This is a genomic window from Streptomyces sp. NPDC001816 (genome assembly GCF_042892235.1).
In the GTDB taxonomy this organism is placed as follows: Bacteria; Actinomycetota; Actinomycetes; order Streptomycetales; family Streptomycetaceae; genus Streptomyces.
The window spans coordinates 271,160-287,748 of the sequence record NZ_JBIATY010000009.1; the positions used below are offsets into that span (position 1 = coordinate 271,160).

At 71.0% G+C, this 16,589-nt stretch carries 11 protein-coding genes and 1 pseudogene; 9 read left to right on the forward strand and 3 right to left on the reverse strand.

Annotation, left to right across the window (positions count from 1 at the left end; genetic code table 11):
* Positions 1 to 81 precede the first annotated feature (81 nt).
* The gene (locus ACFYZZ_RS30330; RefSeq protein WP_389182520.1) at positions 82 to 531 is read left to right on the forward strand and encodes a hypothetical protein; all 450 of its coding nucleotides are present in this window, start codon (positions 82 to 84) and stop codon (positions 529 to 531) included.
* A gap of 85 nt (positions 532 to 616) precedes the next feature.
* Positions 617 to 2,431 carry a chitinase gene (locus ACFYZZ_RS30335; RefSeq protein ID WP_389182523.1) on the forward strand — a complete coding sequence of 605 codons (1,815 nt, stop codon included), beginning with the start codon at positions 617 to 619 and terminating at the stop codon, positions 2,429 to 2,431.
* A 52-nt stretch (positions 2,432 to 2,483) separates the two neighbouring features.
* Here the strand turns inward: ACFYZZ_RS30335 and ACFYZZ_RS30340 are convergent.
* Both ACFYZZ_RS30340 and gabT read right to left on the reverse strand, forming a co-directional pair.
* Positions 2,484 to 3,353: pseudogene (locus ACFYZZ_RS30340) on the reverse strand (phosphatase PAP2 family protein); the annotation flags it as partial.
* A gap of 65 nt (positions 3,354 to 3,418) precedes the next feature.
* Entirely contained in the window at positions 3,419 to 4,753 is a 1,335-nt protein-coding gene (gene gabT, locus ACFYZZ_RS30345) for a 4-aminobutyrate--2-oxoglutarate transaminase (protein WP_389182526.1), read from the reverse strand.
* 289 nt (positions 4,754 to 5,042) lie between these two features.
* Here gabT and ACFYZZ_RS30350 point away from each other — a divergent pair, with 289 nt between their 5' ends.
* The 7 genes from ACFYZZ_RS30350 (at position 5,043) to ACFYZZ_RS30380 (ending at position 16,032) form a co-directional block, all read left to right on the forward strand.
* Complete coding sequence (locus ACFYZZ_RS30350) at positions 5,043 to 7,169, forward strand: ATP-binding protein (RefSeq protein WP_389182529.1); 2,127 nt, start codon at positions 5,043 to 5,045, stop codon at positions 7,167 to 7,169.
* Positions 7,170 to 7,309: 140 nt separating this feature from the next.
* The gene (locus ACFYZZ_RS30355) at positions 7,310 to 8,911 is read left to right on the forward strand and encodes a PucR family transcriptional regulator (protein ID WP_389182531.1); all 1,602 of its coding nucleotides are present in this window, start codon (positions 7,310 to 7,312) and stop codon (positions 8,909 to 8,911) included.
* A gap of 241 nt (positions 8,912 to 9,152) precedes the next feature.
* Positions 9,153 to 10,598, forward strand: coding sequence for an aldehyde dehydrogenase family protein (locus ACFYZZ_RS30360; protein WP_389182534.1), 1,446 nt, complete (start codon positions 9,153 to 9,155; stop codon positions 10,596 to 10,598).
* A gap of 202 nt (positions 10,599 to 10,800) precedes the next feature.
* Positions 10,801 to 12,174, forward strand: a complete 1,374-nt coding sequence (locus ACFYZZ_RS30365) for a S8 family serine peptidase (RefSeq protein WP_389182537.1) — start codon at positions 10,801 to 10,803, stop codon at positions 12,172 to 12,174.
* 172 nt (positions 12,175 to 12,346) lie between these two features.
* Positions 12,347 to 12,955, forward strand: a complete 609-nt coding sequence (locus ACFYZZ_RS30370; protein ID WP_389182700.1) for a DJ-1/PfpI family protein — start codon at positions 12,347 to 12,349, stop codon at positions 12,953 to 12,955.
* Positions 12,956 to 13,152: 197 nt separating this feature from the next.
* Positions 13,153 to 13,962, forward strand: coding sequence for an endo-1,4-beta-glucanase (locus ACFYZZ_RS30375; protein ID WP_389182540.1), 810 nt, complete (start codon positions 13,153 to 13,155; stop codon positions 13,960 to 13,962).
* A gap of 132 nt (positions 13,963 to 14,094) precedes the next feature.
* A complete protein-coding gene (locus ACFYZZ_RS30380) occupies positions 14,095 to 16,032 on the forward strand; it encodes an acyl-CoA dehydrogenase family protein (RefSeq protein ID WP_389182543.1) in 1,938 nt (645 codons plus the stop codon).
* 1 nt (position 16,033) lies between these two features.
* On the opposite strand, the gene ACFYZZ_RS30385 is transcribed toward ACFYZZ_RS30380, so the two are convergent.
* A complete protein-coding gene (locus tag ACFYZZ_RS30385; protein WP_389182546.1) occupies positions 16,034 to 16,492 on the reverse strand; it encodes a lamin tail domain-containing protein in 459 nt (152 codons plus the stop codon).
* Positions 16,493 to 16,589 lie beyond the last annotated feature (97 nt).

Below are 16,589 nucleotides of genomic sequence, written 5' to 3' on the forward strand. Positions count from 1 at the left end.
GGAATCCGCGTAATGATCGCCGTCAGGCCTCCCTCTCCCTCGTGACGCGAAGGCGTCCACGAGAGAGAGGGAGGCTTTCTCATGACAGGGGTGAAGACGGCGGTCGAGTGGCTGGCATCCGTCGCACCGGACCCCGAGGCCTGCCGCTGGGAATGGGAGCGCAACCCTCTCGGGATCGCGCTGCTCCCCGCCGGCAAGGCCTGGGACGTGCTGGTCCTGCCGGGTGAACTCGGCTGTCCCACGCTCGATGTGCTCACCCGGGTGCTCGATCGACCCGGCCCGGTCCTGGTCGCCTTCGGCGACAACCGGGTCGGCTTCTTCGTGCCGCCGGGCACCGCGGCCCGCTGGCTCGGCACCGGCATCCGTACCGCCGGAGCCGGCACCTGGATCGTCGTGCCGTACCCGGGCCGGGCGACACAGGGCGTGCGCTGGCTGGTGCCGCCGGACGGCTCCGGCACGCTGACCGACCCGGCGCTGCTGGAACTGGCGATGCATGAAGCGGCGGCCGGGCTGGCCAGGGGGGAGGGGTAACACCCGGACACCTTGACAAGAGGATTGGTCTGGACCAAGTTGAGTGCGCTCCACCCCTCCAACTCCCCCTTCACCGGAGGCCCTTGTGGACCGCGCCCGACGCGCCAGACGCCCCAGATCCGTCCTCGCCCTGCTCACGGCCGCACTGCTGGCCGTACCCGGGATCACCGCGCTCTCGTCGGCCGCCCGCGCGGCCGACGCCGACCTCGCGAAGAACGGCGGCTTCGAGTCCGGCCTCGACGGCTGGACCTGCACGGCCGGAACGACGGTCACCTCACCTGTGCACAGCGGGAGTTCCGCGTTGCAGGCGACCCCGGCCGGCAGCGACAACGCCCAGTGCGCGCAGACGGTGACCGTCCAGCCCAACGCCCGGTACACGCTGTCCGGTTACGTCCGCGGCTCCTACGTCTACCTCGGCGCGAATGGCACCGGCACCACCGACGTGTCCACCTGGACCCAGTCCGCGCCCGACTGGCAGAAGCTGACCACCACCTTCACCACCGGCGCCGCCACGACGAAGGTCACCGTCTATACGCACGGCTGGTACGGCACCGGCGCCTACTACGCCGACGACATCTCCCTGGTCGGCCCGGGCGCGAGCACCGGACAGCCCCCCGCTGCCCCCACTGGCCTCAGAACCGGCACGGTCACCTCCTCCTCCGTCGCCCTGTCCTGGTCGGCGGCGGCCGGCGCTACGAGTTACGCGGTCTACCGCGACGGGGTCAAGGTCCGGACGGCGAGCGGCACTTCGGCCACCGTCACCGGACTCGCGCCCTCGACGGCGTACAGCTTCCAGGTCACCGCGAGCAACGACGCCGGCGAGTCCGCCAGGTCGGCCGCGGTGACCGCGACGACCACGGCAGGCACCGGCGGCGGCTCGACCGGCCTGCCCGCGCACGCCCTGGTCGGCTACCTCCACGCCAGTTTCGCGAACGGCTCCGGCTACACGCGCATGGCCGACGTACCCGACAGCTGGGACGTCATCGACCTCGCGTTCGGCGAGCCCACCTCGGCCACCTCCGGTGACATCCGCTTCAACCGCTGCCCGGTCACCGAGTGCCCGAACGTCGAGAGCGACGCCGACTTCAAGGCGGCGATCAAGGCCAAGCAGGCGGCCGGCAAGAAGGTGCTGATCTCGATCGGCGGCCAGAACGGCCAGGTCCAGCTGACGACCACGGCGGCCCGCGACGCCTTCGTCTCCTCGGTCTCGAACATCATCGACACCTACGGCCTCGACGGCCTGGACATCGACTTCGAGGGCCACTCGCTGTCCCTGAACGCGAACGACACGGACTTCAGGAATCCGACCACGCCCGTGATCGTCAACCTCATCTCGGCCCTGAAGACCCTGAAGGCCAGGTACGGCTCGAAGTTCGTGCTGACGACGGCACCGGAGACCTTCTTCGTCCAGATGGGCTACCAGTACTACGGCACCGGAAAGTGGGGCGGACAGGACCCGCGCTGCGGGGCGTACCTCCCGGTGATCTACGCACTCCGGGACGACCTCACGCTGCTGCACGTCCAGGACTACAACTCCGGCCCGATCATGGGCCTCGACAACCAGTACCACTCCATGGGCGGCGCCGACTTCCACATCGCCATGACCGACATGCTGCTCACCGGCTTCCCGGTCGCGGGCGACGCGAACAACGTCTTCCCGCCGTTGCGCCCGGACCAGGTGGCGATCGGCATGCCGGCGTCGACGAACGCGGGCAACGGGTACGTGGCCCCGGCCGAGGTCACCAAGACCCTGGACTGCCTGACGAAGAAGTCGAACTGCGGCTCGTATCCGACTCACGGGACCTGGCCCGCTCTTCGGGGTCTGATGACGTGGTCGGTGAACTGGGACCGCTACTCCAACTGGGAGTTCCAGAAGAACTTCGACGCCTACTTCGGCTGATCACCAGGGACAGGGTGGTCAGCAGCACCGTGCCAAGGCACCAGCTGCCCACCACGTCCAGCGGCCAGTGCCAGCCCCGGCGGACCAGGCCGTAGGAGACGCCGAGCACGAGGGCCGCGCAGACGCCGACGAGCGCCCGGCGGGCAGCCGGCGAGCGCAGCCAGGGGAGCAGGAGCAGGGTCGCGGAACCGTACGCGATCGCCGCGGTCGCCGTATGACCGGAAGGGAAGTAGCCGACCCCCGGGGGCATCAGAGGGGTCCCCGGCCGGGCGGTCCAGTCCTTCAGCGGGACGACGAACACCGGGACCAGCGCCATCAGTACGGCCGCCGCTGCGGGCGGCAGCCACCAGCGGTCCGTGCCCGTCGTGCGGCCGCGCCACGCGGAGTACGCCAGGGCGAGGACGAGCACCGGGACGGCGACCTGGACGTTGCCGAGGTCGGAGAGGAGTTCCGAGAACCGGTCCGGACGGACGAGCCGTCGGCTCAACCGCGCATCGAGGCGCAGGAGCGGGCCGTGGGCGACGACCTGCCAGACGATCAGGGCGAGCAGGAGCGTGGGCAGGGCCAGGAGCGCGTACTTCGGGCGCGGATCCGGTGACGTCGACACGCGGCCCAGCTTCTCAGACCCGGCGGGGGAGGAAGGAGGTCGGCCGCCCCGGAACGGGGGGGGTGGTTCCGAGGCGGCCGTCCGGATCGGAACGTCGCGCGCCCCGGGGGGTTTGGGGCGGCGACCGTCCGATCGGTGAGGAGATCCCGGAACCGTCAGGCCCCGGTTGTGTGCGCGAGGGCACGACCAGGTCGAAGCTGGGGAGGCCCCGGCCTGAAATCGCCCACAGTCCCCTGTGGGCGGGGTGTATCTCTCATCTGGGTAGAACCTACGGCAGCCCGGGGCGCTTGGGCAGACAGAATCGCGTCCCGCCATCCACCTCGCACACCTTCTTCACACGGCCTGCCGCAGGCCACCCTTCAGAGGGGCGAAACAGCCGCTCAGATGCGTGCGAACGACTGCTCGATGATGTCGAGACCCTCGTTCAGGAGGTCCTCGCCGATCACCAGCGGGGGCAGGAAACGCAGCACGTTGCCGTAGGTGCCACAGGTCAGGACGAGCAGGCCCTCCTGGTGGCAGGCCTTGGCGAGGGCGGCGGTCGCCTCCGCGTTCGGCTCCTTGGTGGCGCGGTCCTTGACCAGCTCGATGGCGATCATGCCGCCACGGCCACGGATGTCGCCGATGATGTCGAACTTCTCGGCCATGGCGCCCAGACGGGCCTTCATGATCGCCTCGATGTTCTTCGCCTTGGCGTTGAGGTCCAGCTCCTTCATCGTCTCGATGGCGCCGAGCGCACCGGCGCAGGCCACCGGGTTGCCGCCGTAGGTGCCGCCGAGGCCGCCCGCGTGCGCGGCGTCCATGATCTCGGCGCGGCCGGTGACGGCGGCCAGCGGCAGACCGCCGGCGATGCCCTTGGCGGTGGTGATCAGGTCCGGGACGATGCCCTCGTCCTCGCAGGCGAACCACTGGCCGGTGCGGCAGAAGCCGGACTGGATCTCGTCCGCGACGAAGACGATGCCGTTGTCCTTGGCGAACTGGCTGATCGCGGGCAGGAAGCCCTTGGCCGGCTCGATGAAGCCGCCCTCACCGAGCACGGGCTCGATGATGATCGCGGCCACGTTGTCGGCGCCGATCTGCTTGGTGATCTGGTCGATGGCCTGCTTCGCGGCCTCCGGGCCACAGTTCTCCGGGCCGGTCAGCCAGCGGTAGCCGTACGCGACGGGAACGCGGTAGACCTCGGGCGCGAACGGGCCGAAGCCGTGCTTGTACGGCATGTTCTTGGCCGTCAGCGCCATCGTCAGGTTGGTACGGCCGTGGTAGCCGTGGTCGAAGACGACGACGGCCTGGCGCTTGGTGTACGCGCGGGCGATCTTGACGGCGTTCTCGACGGCCTCGGCGCCCGAGTTGAACAGCGCGGACTTCTTGGCGTGGTCACCCGGCGTCAGCTCGGCCAGCGCCTCGGCGACGGCCACGTAGCCCTCGTACGGCGTGACCATGAAACAGGTGTGGGTGAAGTCGGCCAGCTGGGCGCTCGCGCGGCGTACGACGGCCTCGGCGGAGCCGCCGACCGAGGTCACGGCGATACCGGAACCGAAGTCGATCAGACGGTTGCCGTCGACGTCCTCGATGATGCCGCCGTCCACGCGCGTCGTGAACACGGGCAGCACCGAGCCCACGCCCTGGGCGACCGCGGCGAGGCGGCGGGCCTGCAGCTCCTGCGACTTCGGGCCGGGGATGGCGGTGACGACGCGGCGCTCCTGCGGAAGTGCGGTCATGAGGGCTCCCTGATGATCTTGCGTACCGGGTGTTCCCGGGCGGTACCGGACGGTGCGTTTTTCTGACGCTTGTCTCTTTCTTCGCAGGCTAGGGCCGGAAATGGAGGGTGGGCATGCTCCATGTGGGCGTTGTCGGGAAGATTGGTTGTCCGTCGTGGACATAGCAGTGGGGGAGGGCTGCGCCCGGTCGGCGTGTCCTCTCGGCCGCGTAAACGGTGAACTCCCTTTGTCGGGGCGTTAGATTGGCTCGCTGATGGTGGACGGAACGGCTGGTCAGGGGGCAAGGGCGATGGAGAGCGACGGGACGCGGGACGCGCGCGGTACGCATGCGAATCCTGTGCCGCGCCCGGCGGTGCCCCAGGAGGGTTCCGCCGTGCCGCCCAGGCCCGCCGGGCCACCCGGGGTTCCGCCCAGGCCGGACGGCTCGGCCTTCCTGGCCTGGCTGCGGGCGTCCCGGCCCGAGGCGGCACCGGGCGTGTGGCGGTTCGGGTACCGGCCCCGGCCGGAACAGGAGCCCGAGCGGATCCCGACCCGGCAGCTGCTGAGCGGCGCACTGATCGCCTTCCTCGTGGGCTGGCTGGTGTGGTCCCTGCTGTGGAACGGCTACCTCGGGGGCTGGTGGGTGCTGCCCCTGGAGCTGTTCACCCCGGACTCCTGGCGCCAGAGCAACGACCAGGTCGGCAACGCGCTCCTCTGGTACTCGTACTACACCCTCATCGCCGTGGTCATCATGCTCGTCGTCGGCCGCCTCGGCCGCTGGGGCGAGGTCTGGCGCCGCTTCGGCCCGCCCGCCTGGCGGGCGGCCGTACCCGCCGCCGAGTCGGCGCCCGCCCCCGAGCAGGACCCCGCCGAATGGCCCCAGCTGCGGCACGCCGGAGCCCATGAGGCCGCCGAGCGGCTGGCCGCCGAGGCGAAGGCCGGGCTCATGCGGGACGTCGACCACGCCCGGATCAGCCGGGCCTGGCAGGGCGTACGGTCCGGCACGCACAGCCTCGCCTCCTTCACCGGCGCCGTACTGAAGGATGGCTCGGCCGCCTGCCTGCACCCCTCCGGCGAGCGCGACCTGCCCGCCCGCCAGGCCCGGCACGACCTGCTCACCGGACAGGTACGGCTCGGCACCACCGCCGACGACCCCCGCAACCCGTACCACTACCGCGGCTCCGGACTCGCCCTCGGCCCCGAGCTGCTCGGCACCTCGCTGCTCGCCGTCGGCCCGGCCGGCTCCGGCAAGACCGGCGCGGTCGTCCGGCCGCTCGCCGAGTCGCTGTGCCTGCACGCCCTCGCCGGACGGGCCGCCGTCGTGGCCGTCGGCGCGGCGGGCGCGGGGCTCGGCCCGGCCGAGGCGTACGACGTCGTCGTACGGATCGGGCACCCCGAATCCGTCTACGACCTCGACCTGTACGGCGGCACCACCGACCCGGACGAGGCCGCCGCCATACTCGCCGAGGCCCTCGTCGGCGACCTCGCCGACCCGCACCCCGGAGGCGACAGCCGCCGCTCCACCACCGTCCTCGCCCAGCTGCTCGGCCCCTTCCGCGCCGTCCACGACCGCTTCCCCTCGGTCCCCGAGCTGCGCCAGCTCCTCGACGGCACGCCCGGACCGCTCGCCGCACTCCGCAAGGCGCTGACCGACACCGGGCAGGAGTCGCTGCTCAGGGAACTGGACGCGCGGGAGCGGCAGATGGCCCACCCGGGCGATGTCGGCGCGGTGCTCGCCGACCGGATCGCGCTGCTCGACCGGCCCGCCTTCGCCGCCTTCTTCGACACCTCCGGGCAGTCCCGGCCGTTCTCCCTCACGGCCCTCGACCACCCGGTCCGGGTCCGCATCGACCTGCCCCAGCGCGGGCACGCCGACGCCTCCCGGATCCTCGCCCGGCTGGTCCTCGCCCAGTTCACGGCCAGCGTGACGGTACGGGAGGACCGCTCGCTCTTCGCCTGCCTGCTGCTCGACGACGCCTCCGGCGTGGTCACCCCGGAGTCCGTGCGCGGCATCCAGCGGCTGCGCTCCGCCCACGCGGGCACCGTGCTGACGCTGCGCACCCTGGACGACGTACCGCGGCCGCTGCGCGGACCGCTGCTCGGCGCCACCGGCTGCCGGATGGCGCTGTCCGGGCTCACCCCCTGGGACGGTCAGGACTTCGCGGAGGTGTGGGGCAAGGAGTGGACCGAGACCCGGGACGTCACCGACCGGCAGATCATCGCCGAGACCCCGGCCGGCAAGGCCGTGCACATGCTGCGCCGGGTCATCACCGGGCAGGCACCCACCGCCCGGGCCGTCACCGTCCGCCAGGTGGAGCGCGAGCGCTGGTCCGCCTCCGAGCTGGCGCACGGGGTGCCGCCGGGGCATGCGGTGCTGTCGCTGACCACCGTGCAGGGGGAGCACGCTCCGCCGTTGCTGGTGGATCTGCGGGGCTGAGGGAAGAGGGAAGGCGGCACCCGGAGACCGTACGGTACGGCAGAATCGGCATAGGCTGTTCATACGCAGCGGCCAATTGATCACAGTGATCACCGGATCTCCCCACCCGCTGTCCCGGTTCTCCCCTCCCTGAAGGCCTCATGCCCCCGACCCTCGCCTCGCTCGTCCACCACTCCGCACTCAAGCTGACCGTGCGCGCGGGCGAGGACCGGCTCGACGTGCCCGTCCGCTGGGCGCATGTGAGCGAGCTGGCCGACCCCGTGCCCTACATGGAGGGCGGCGAGCTTCTGCTGATCACCGCGCTCAAGCTGGACGCGGAGGATCCGGAGGCGATGCGGCGGTATGTGAAGCGGCTGGTCGGCGCAGGCGTCGTAGGGCTCGGCTTCGCGGTCGGGGTGAACTACGACGAGATCCCCAAGGCCCTCGTCGACGCCGCCGAGGAGGAGGGGCTGCCGCTGCTGGAGGTGCCCCGCCGCACCCCCTTCCTCGCCATCAGCAAGGCCGTCTCCGCCGCGATCGCCGCCGACCAGTACCGGGCCGTCACGGCGGGCTTCGCCGCCCAGCGGGAGCTGACCAAGCAGGCGCTGAACGCCGGCCCCGAGGGGCTGCTCGGCGCGCTCGCCACGCAGGTCGACGGGTGGGCGGCGCTGTACGACGCCTCGGGCGCCGTCGTCGCCACCGCACCCGAGTGGGCAGGCCGCCGGGCCGGCCGGCTCACCGCGGAGGTCGAACGGCTGCGGGAGCGGTCCGCCCCGGCCTCCTCGGTGGTCGGCGGTCCCGACTACGAGGACCGGGTGGAGCTGCACTCCCTGGGCACGGGCCGGCGCCCGCGCGCCGCGCTCGCCGTGGGTACGGCCGCCGCCCTCGGCACCGCCGAGCGGTACGCCGTCCACTCCGCGATCGCGCTGCTCACCCTCACCACCGAGCGGTCCCGCTCGCTGCACGCGGCCGAGCAGCGGGTCGGCGCGGCCGTACTGCGGATGCTGCTGGCCGGGGAGCCGGACCATGCCCGGGCTGTCGCCGGTGACCTGTACGGCGGGCTCCTCGACGCACCTTTCCGGATGATCGTCGCCGAGTCGGCGTCCGGCACGGCCGCGCGGGCGCACACGGAGGCGGACGCCGACGCGCTGGGCGAGGTCGTGGAGGCCGTGGAGTCGGCGGCCGCGCGCGCCGGGGAGGCCGTGCTGGTCGTGCCCGAGGGGGAGCGGCTGGTGGTGCTGGCCGCGGACGGGGGTGCGGCGGTGGCCGCGTGTGCGGCGTACGCGGCGGCGCTGGAGGCGGGGCGGGCCGTGCCCGAGCAGGCGGCCGGGGACGAGGCGGAGCTGGTCGTCGGCCTGTCGGCCCCGGTCGGACCGATCGCCGCGGCTGCCGCCTACAAGCAGGCCGAGCAGGCGCTGTCCGTCGCGCGGCGGCGGGGGCGGGTACTGGTGGAGCACGAGCAGCTGGCTACGGGGTCCGTGCTGCCGTTGCTGGCGGACGATGCGGTGAAGGCGTTCGCGGACGGGTTGCTGCGGGCGCTGCACGAGCACGATGCGACGGGGCGGGGGGATCTGGTCGCCTCGCTGCGGGCGTGGCTGTCCCGGCACGGTCAGTGGGACGCGGCGGCCGCGGATCTCGGGGTGCACCGGCATACGTTGCGGTACCGGATGCGGAGGGTCGAGGAGATCCTGGGCCGCTCTCTGGACGACCCCGACGTCCGGATGGAGCTGTGGCTCGCCCTGAAGGCGACGTCACCGGAGTAGCCGCAGCCGCACCAGGGGCTCCGCCCCCTGGACCCCGTCCTGTGCGTGCCCACCCACCACCCGACTCGGTGGGCCGAGAAGCGAAGCAAACACAGCCCCTCCAGCCCCCACCACGCCAAACCGGAGCATCGCCCACCCCCACCACTACGACTCGGACAAGCGACCCCCGCCCGCCACCGCCCTACCGTGGACCACGAAAGAACACGCACACCCCCAAACGCGGAAAGGCCGGGACTCGCACATGACTTCCACCCACGCCTTCTGGCTCGCCGGCCGCCAGGTCACCGGCGAGGACACCTTCGACGTCACCTCCCCGTGGGACGGCCGTGTCGTCGGCACGGTCAGCGTGCCGACCGACGCCCAGGTCGAGGAGGCCGTGGCCGCCGCGTACGCCGTGCGGGACGAGTTCGCCGCCACCCCGGCGCACGTCCGTGCCGCCGCCCTCGACCACGTCAGCAAGCGCCTGGTCGAGCGCACCGAGGAGATCGCCCAGCTGATCTCCGCCGAGAACGGCAAGCCGATCAAGTGGGCCCGCGGCGAGGTCGGCCGCGCCGTGTCCGTGTTCCGCTTCGCGGCCGAGGAGGCCCGGCGGTTCAACGGCGGCGAGGCGCAGCGGCTGGACACCGACGCCGGCGGCCAGGGTCGCCTCGGCCTCACCCGCCGCTTCCCGAAGGGCGTCGTCCTCGGCATCGCGCCGTTCAACTTCCCGCTGAACCTGTGCGCGCACAAGGTCGCCCCGGCCATCGCCGTCGGCGCGCCGATCATCCTGAAGCCGGCTCCGGCCACGCCCCTGTCCGGCCTGATCCTCGGTGAGCTGCTCGCCGAGACCGAGCTGCCCGCCGGCTCCTGGTCGGTGCTCCCGGTCGCCAATGACAAGATGCCCGCCCTCGTCCAGGACGAGCGCCTCCCGGTCATCTCCTTCACCGGTTCCGACAAGGTCGGCTACGCGATCATGGACTCGGTGCCGCGCAAGCACCTCACGCTGGAGCTGGGCGGCAACGCCGCGGCCGTCGTCCTCGGCGACTACGCGAGCGACGCCGACCTCGACTGGGCCGCGACCCGCATCGCGACCTTCTCGAACTACCAGGGCGGCCAGTCCTGCATCTCCGTGCAGCGCGTGATCGCGGACGCCTCCGTCTACGACCGTCTGCTGCCGCGCATCGTCGCCGCCGTCGAGGCCCAGGTCACCGGTGACCCGGCCGACGCCAAGACCGATGTCGGCCCGCTGGTCAGCGAGGACGCGGCCAAGCGCGTGGAGTCCTGGGTGAAGGAGGCCGTCGAGGCCGGCGCCACCCTCCTCACGGGTGGCGACCGCGACGGCGCCGCCTACGCGCCGACCGTCCTCACCGACGTACCGGCGGACACCACGATCGCGTGCGAGGAGGTTTTCGGGCCGGTCCTCACCGTGCAGAAGGTGGACGGCGAGGCCGAGGCCTTCGCGGCCGTCAACTCCTCCAAGTACGGCCTCCAGGCGGGCGTGTTCACCCGTGACCTCCAGGTCGCCTTCCGCGCCCACCGCGCGCTGGAGGTCGGCGGCGTGGTCATCGGCGACGTCCCGTCCTACCGCGCCGACCAGATGCCGTACGGCGGTGCCAAGCAGTCCGGTGTGGGTCGCGAGGGCGTGAAGTTCGCGATGGAGGACTACACATACGAGCGCGTTCTGGTTCTCACCGGTCTCGCGCTCTGACCTGCCACGGACAGGTCGGACGGAACGGCCGCAGCCCACTGTGCGGGGGCTGCGGCCGTTCCTTTTGGCGACCTATTGCCGTTCCTATTGCCGGGTAAAGGATTCGGCATCGTCCGTTCAATAGTCTTGTTCTGTGCATGACCCACTCGATGGGATGCGAGTCGACCACTTCGTCCGACTCACGGACCACTCAGGGGAATTCATGCACATAGCCCGTACCGGGCGCGGCGTCGCGACTTCCGCGGCCGCCACCGCTGCCCTCGTCGCCGCCGCGCTGGCGACCACCTCGCAGGCCGGTGTCACCACCGCCGCGCTCGCCGCCGTACCGCACACCAAGGCGGTTCCGGCCATCGCAGGGCACACCCTGGTCCATGGCGTGGCCAGCCCGCTGCCGAGCGCGCAGTGCCAGGCCAAGTGGCACATCAACTGCTACAACCCGCTGCAGTACCGCACCGCGTACAACCTCAACCCGCTGTACCGCAAGGGCATCACGGGCAAGGGGCGCACCATCGTCATCGTGGACTCGTTCGGCTCTCCGACGGTCCAGCACGACCTGGACGTCTACAGCAGGCAGTTCGGTCTGCCCAGCACCAAGGTCAAGGTCGTCAAGTGGGGTCACGTGCCCGCCTTCGACCCCAAGAACTCCGAGATGACCGGGTGGGCCGGCGAGACCACCCTGGACGTCGAGATGGCCCACGCCGTGGCGCCCGGCGCCAAGATCGTCCTGGTGGAGACGGCCGTCTCCGAGACCGAGGGCACCACCGGTCTCCCGGAGATGATGTCCGCCGAGAAGCACCTGATCGACCAGGGCGTCGGCGACGTCATCACCCAGAGCTTCGGCGCCACGGAGAACACGTTCCCCGGCTTCAACCGGGGCGACTTCTCGAGCATCAAGAAGCTGCGCTATGCCTTCCAGGCCGCGAACCGGAAGCACGTGACCGTCCTCGCCTCCTCCGGCGACGGCGGTGCCACCGACATGAAGGCGGACGGCAAGCATTACTACGACAAGCGCGTCAACTCCTGGCCGTCTTCCGACCCGTTGGTCACCTCCATCGGTGGCACCCAGCTCCACCTGAACGACAAGGGTGAGCGCGTCAAGCCGGACAGCGTCTACAACGACTACGGCGCGGGCGGCGGCGGCCAGTCGCACGTCTTCTCCCGCCCGGGCTTCCAGGACGGCGTGAAGAGCATCGTCGGCACCCGCCGCGGCACGCCGGACGTGTCGATGGCCGCCGCGGTCAACGGCGGCGCCTGGATCTACTCCAGCTACGACCCGACCGCCACCGGCTGGGACGTCACCGGCGGCACCAGCGAGGCCAGCCCGCTCTTCTCGGGCATCGTCGCCCTCGCCGACCAGGCGGCGGGCCACCGGCTCGGCAACATCAACGCGGCGCTGTACAAGCTGGCCAAGCTCAGGAACACCGGCGTGGTCGACGTCAAGGACGGCACAGACAACAGCTACGAGGGTGTCACCGGCTACAAGGCCGTCAAGGGCTACGACATGGCCACCGGCGTGGGCACCGTGGACGCCCTCCGCTTCGTGGCCGCCCTCGCCGACGCGAGCCACCACAGCTGACGCACCTGCGACGGGGCTTGTGCTGCCCTGCCGACGGCCCGGGTTCACCACCCGGGCCGTTCGTCTGTCCGCGGGCCACGGATCGCGGGCCACGGATCGCCGATTGGCCCGCGTCCCGGGTCCGGCGCGCCTGGCAGACTGCGCCTCCCGTGCCGTACTGCGAGGAGACGCCATGCAGGTAGCCGTGGTCACCTTTGACGGATTCAATGAGCTCGACAGCTTCATCGCTGCCGCGCTGATCAACCGGTGCCGCAAGGACGGCCTCGAAGCCTTCATCACGACACCGACGCCGGTGGTGACGTCCATGAACGGCGTCGAGGTGACCGGACAGCGCCCGATGGAATTCGTCACCGAAGCCGACGTCGTGCTGATCGGCAGCGGCGTGAAGACGCGGGACGTGGTTGCCGACGACCGGCTGATCTCCCGGCTGCCGCTCGACCCCGCGCGACAGCTGATCGGCGCGCAGTGTTCCGGCGCGCTGGTGCTCGCCCGGCTCGGCCTGCTGGACGGCATGCCCGCCTGCACGGACCGCAAGAGCCGCCCCTTCGTCGAGGCCTGCGACGTCACCGTGCTGGACGCGCCGTTCCACGCCGAGGGGAACATCGCCACGGCGGGCGGCTGCCTGGCGTCGCAGTATCTCGCCACGTGGGTGATCATCCGCACGCTCGGCGAGGACGCGGCCCGCGACGTCATCGACTACGTGGCGCCGGTCGGCGAGAACCAGGCGACCGTCGAGCGCGCCCTGCGCGCCGTCCGGACGGGCGAGGCGGCACTGCACTGACGGCCCCGCGCGCCGGCGTCGGTCTCCCGCCGTACTGACCGACATCACCGCACCCCTGCGGGTCAATACACCTGGAGCCTGCGGCGTGCGAGAAGGGGCCCGGCACCGCTGCCTTCCGGTGCCGGGTTCGGCAACCTTTCGGCAGGCCGGCGACCACAGGGAGGCGGCAGACGAACCGTCCCCCGGAAGGACCCTCGATGCAACACCGCAGACCGCGCCTGTCGAGGAAGGCGAAGACGCTTGTCGCCGCCTCCGTCGCCCTGGCCGCCGCCGCAGGCGTCACCATGGCGCAGGCCGGCGAGTCGAGCAAGAAGTGCACGGCCTTCGACACCGTCACGCTCGGCAAGTACTACGTGAACAACAACCTGTGGGGCCAGGACAAGGGCACCGGCACCCAGTGCGTCTGGGACAACTTCCGGAGCGGCTCGACGATCTCCTGGGGCACGGACTACACCTGGGCCAACAGCAGCAAGGGCAAGGACTCCGACGTGAAGTCCTACGCCAGCACGGTCCTCGGCTGGCACTGGGGCTGGAAGACGGACCGGGCGAGCACCGGGCTGCCGGTCCAGGTCGGCGACCGCAAGAAGATCACCGCCAAGTGGAGCTTCGCGCTCAGCTCGAACCCCGGAACGATGAACGTCGCCTACGACCTGTGGCTGCACGCCAAGGGCAGCGCGGACTGGCCCGACCAGCCCACCGACGAGGTCATGATCTGGCTCAACCGGCAGGGCGGCGCCGGCCCGCTCGGCACCAAGGACGGCAGCGTCAGCCTCGGCGGTGCCATGTGGGACATCTACCAGGGCGACATCGGCTGGAAGGTCTACTCCTTCGTTCGCCGTACCAACACCACGAGTGCCACGCTGAACCTGGACGACTTCACCCAGGCACTCGTTCGGCGCAAGCTGCTGAGCAACGACAAGTACCTCTCCGGGATCGAGGCCGGAACCGAGGTGTTCAAGGGCTCCGGGCGGCTGGACACGAAGTCGTACTCGGTCGACATCGGCTGAACCCGCCCGCCGGCGTCGACCGAGCGGCGCGCGAGGACTGGTGGGGTCGGCCGGATTCGGGTACCAACGATCCAGTAGCACTGGTCGGTAAGGATCGGTCCTCAACATCCCTATTGCGGCGAGGTGAGCCTCATGTCCGCCCCCACCACCCAACGCAAGACCGTCACTGAGCGCGAGGCGCGCCAGGTGGCGGAGGCCGCCCGGGAACAGGACTGGCGCAAGCCCAGCTTCGCCAAGGAACTGTTCCTCGGGCGCTTCCGGCTCGACCTCATCCATCCCCATCCGCTCCCGGAGCCCGAGAGCGTGCGCCGCGGCGAGGAGTTCCTCGCCAAGCTGCGCGTCTTCTGCGAGACGACGATCGACTCGGCCCGCATCGAGCGCGAGGCACGCATCCCCGACGAGGTCATCGCCGGCCTGAAGGAACTCGGCGCCCTCGGCATGAAGATCGACCCCAAGTACGGCGGTCTCGGCCTCACCCAGCTGTACTACAACAAGGCCCTCGCCCTGGTCGGCTCCGCGAGCCCCGCGGTCGGCGCCCTGCTCTCCGCCCACCAGTCGATCGGCGTACCCCAGCCGCTGAAGCTCTTCGGCACCCAGGAGCAGAAGGACGCCTTCCTGCCCCGCTGCGCCCGCACCGACATCTCCGCCTTCCTGCTCACCGAGCCGGACGTCGGCTCCGACCCGGCCCGCCTCGCGACGACGGCCGTCCCGGACGGGGACGACTACGTCCTCGACGGGGTGAAGCTGTGGACCACCAACGGGGTGGTCGCCGACCTGCTGGTCGTCATGGCGCGGGTGCCGAAGTCCGAGGGGCACAAGGGCGGCATCACCGCCTTCGTGGTGGAGGCGACCGCCGAAGGCGTCACCGTGGAGAACCGCAACGCCTTCATGGGCCTGCGCGGCATCGAGAACGGTGTCACCCGCTTCCACCAGGTCCGGGTCCCGGCCGCCGGCCGCATCGGCCCCGAGGGCGCGGGCCTGAAGATCGCGCTCACCACCCTCAACACCGGCCGGCTGTCGCTGCCCGCGATGTGCGCCGGCGCCGGCAAGTGGTGCCTGAAGATCGCCCGCGAGTGGGCCGCCGAGCGCGAGCAGTGGGGCAAGCCGGTCGCGCTGCACGAGGCAGTCGGCTCCAAGATCAGCTTCATCGCGGCCACGACCTTCGCCCTGGAGGCCGTCCTCGACCTGTCCTCGCAGATGGCCGACGAGGACCGCAACGACATCCGCATCGAGGCCGCCCTCGCCAAGCTCTACGGCTCCGAGATGGCCTGGCTGATGGCCGACGAACTGGTCCAGATCCGCGGCGGCCGCGGCTACGAGACGGCCGAGTCCCTCAAGGAGCGCGGCGAGCGCTCGGTCCCGGCCGAGCAGATCCTGCGCGACCTGCGCATCAACCGGATCTTCGAGGGCTCGACGGAGATCATGCACCTGCTCATCGCCCGCGAGGCCGTGGACGCCCACCTCTCGGTCGCCGGCGACCTCATCGACCCCGACAAGTCCCTGTCGGACAAGGCGAGGGCGGGCGTGGGCGCGGGCGTCTTCTACGCCAAGTGGCTGCCGAAGCTGGTCGCCGGACCCGGCCAACTGCCCTCCTCGTACCACGAGTTCAAGCGCGAGACGGACCTCTCCGGCCATCTGCGCTACGTCGAGCGGCACGCCCGCAAGCTGGCCCGCTCCACCTTCTACGCCATGTCCCGCTGGCAGGGCCGGATGGAGACCAAGCAGGGCTTCCTCGGCCGGATCGTGGACATCGGCGCGGAACTGTTCGCGATGAGCGCGGCCTGTGTGCGCGCCGAGCGGCTGCGCGGCGAGGGCGAGCACGGCCGCGAGGCCTACCAGCTCGCCGACGCCTTCTGCCGTCAGTCCCGCCTCCGTGTCGAGGAACTCTTCAACCGGCTGTGGGCCAACACGGACGACCTCGACCGCAAGGTGGTCAAGGGCGTGCTCGGCGGGGCCTACGAGTGGCTGGAGGAAGGGATCGTCGACCCCTCGGGCGAGGGCCCGTGGATCGCCGACGCGACCCCCGGACCGTCCACCCGCGAGAACGCGCGCCGTCCGTACGGCGCGTAGCTCAGCAGTACACGTCGCTCGGATCCCGTGTCGTCCAGGAGCAGGAGTCGACCTTGGTGCCGCTCGCCTTGGTCAGCGTGGCCGTGTCCTTGTCGTTGTTCCAGACGTAGGCACGACGGCCCTGGTACTTGTTCGACGCGGTGTCCGAGCCGCTGCCGGTGTGGATCTTCATGTACTTCCCGGCGCCGATCTTGACGTTCGGGAAGACGTACTTGTGGTTCGAGGCGTCCTTCAGGATCCAGCCCTTGAGCGAGACCGCCGAACTGCCGCTGTTCTTGATCTGCACCCACTCGGCGTTGAGGCTCGTGTTGGAGCGGTTGTCCGGGCCCGGGCTGTCGAACCAGACGTGGTGGATGTGCACGCCGCCGGCCGCCTGGGCCGGGGTGCTGAGCAGGGTTCCGGTGAGCAGGGCCGCGCCCGCGAGGGCGGGCAGGGCGGCGCGTATGCGCACAGTACGCATGAAGAGATCCCCCCAAGGATGTCGTCCGCGAAGTCGTACCCGGACCGGCTGACCACCGGCCCGACTGAAGTGTTATCACACGATCTTCACGCCGACT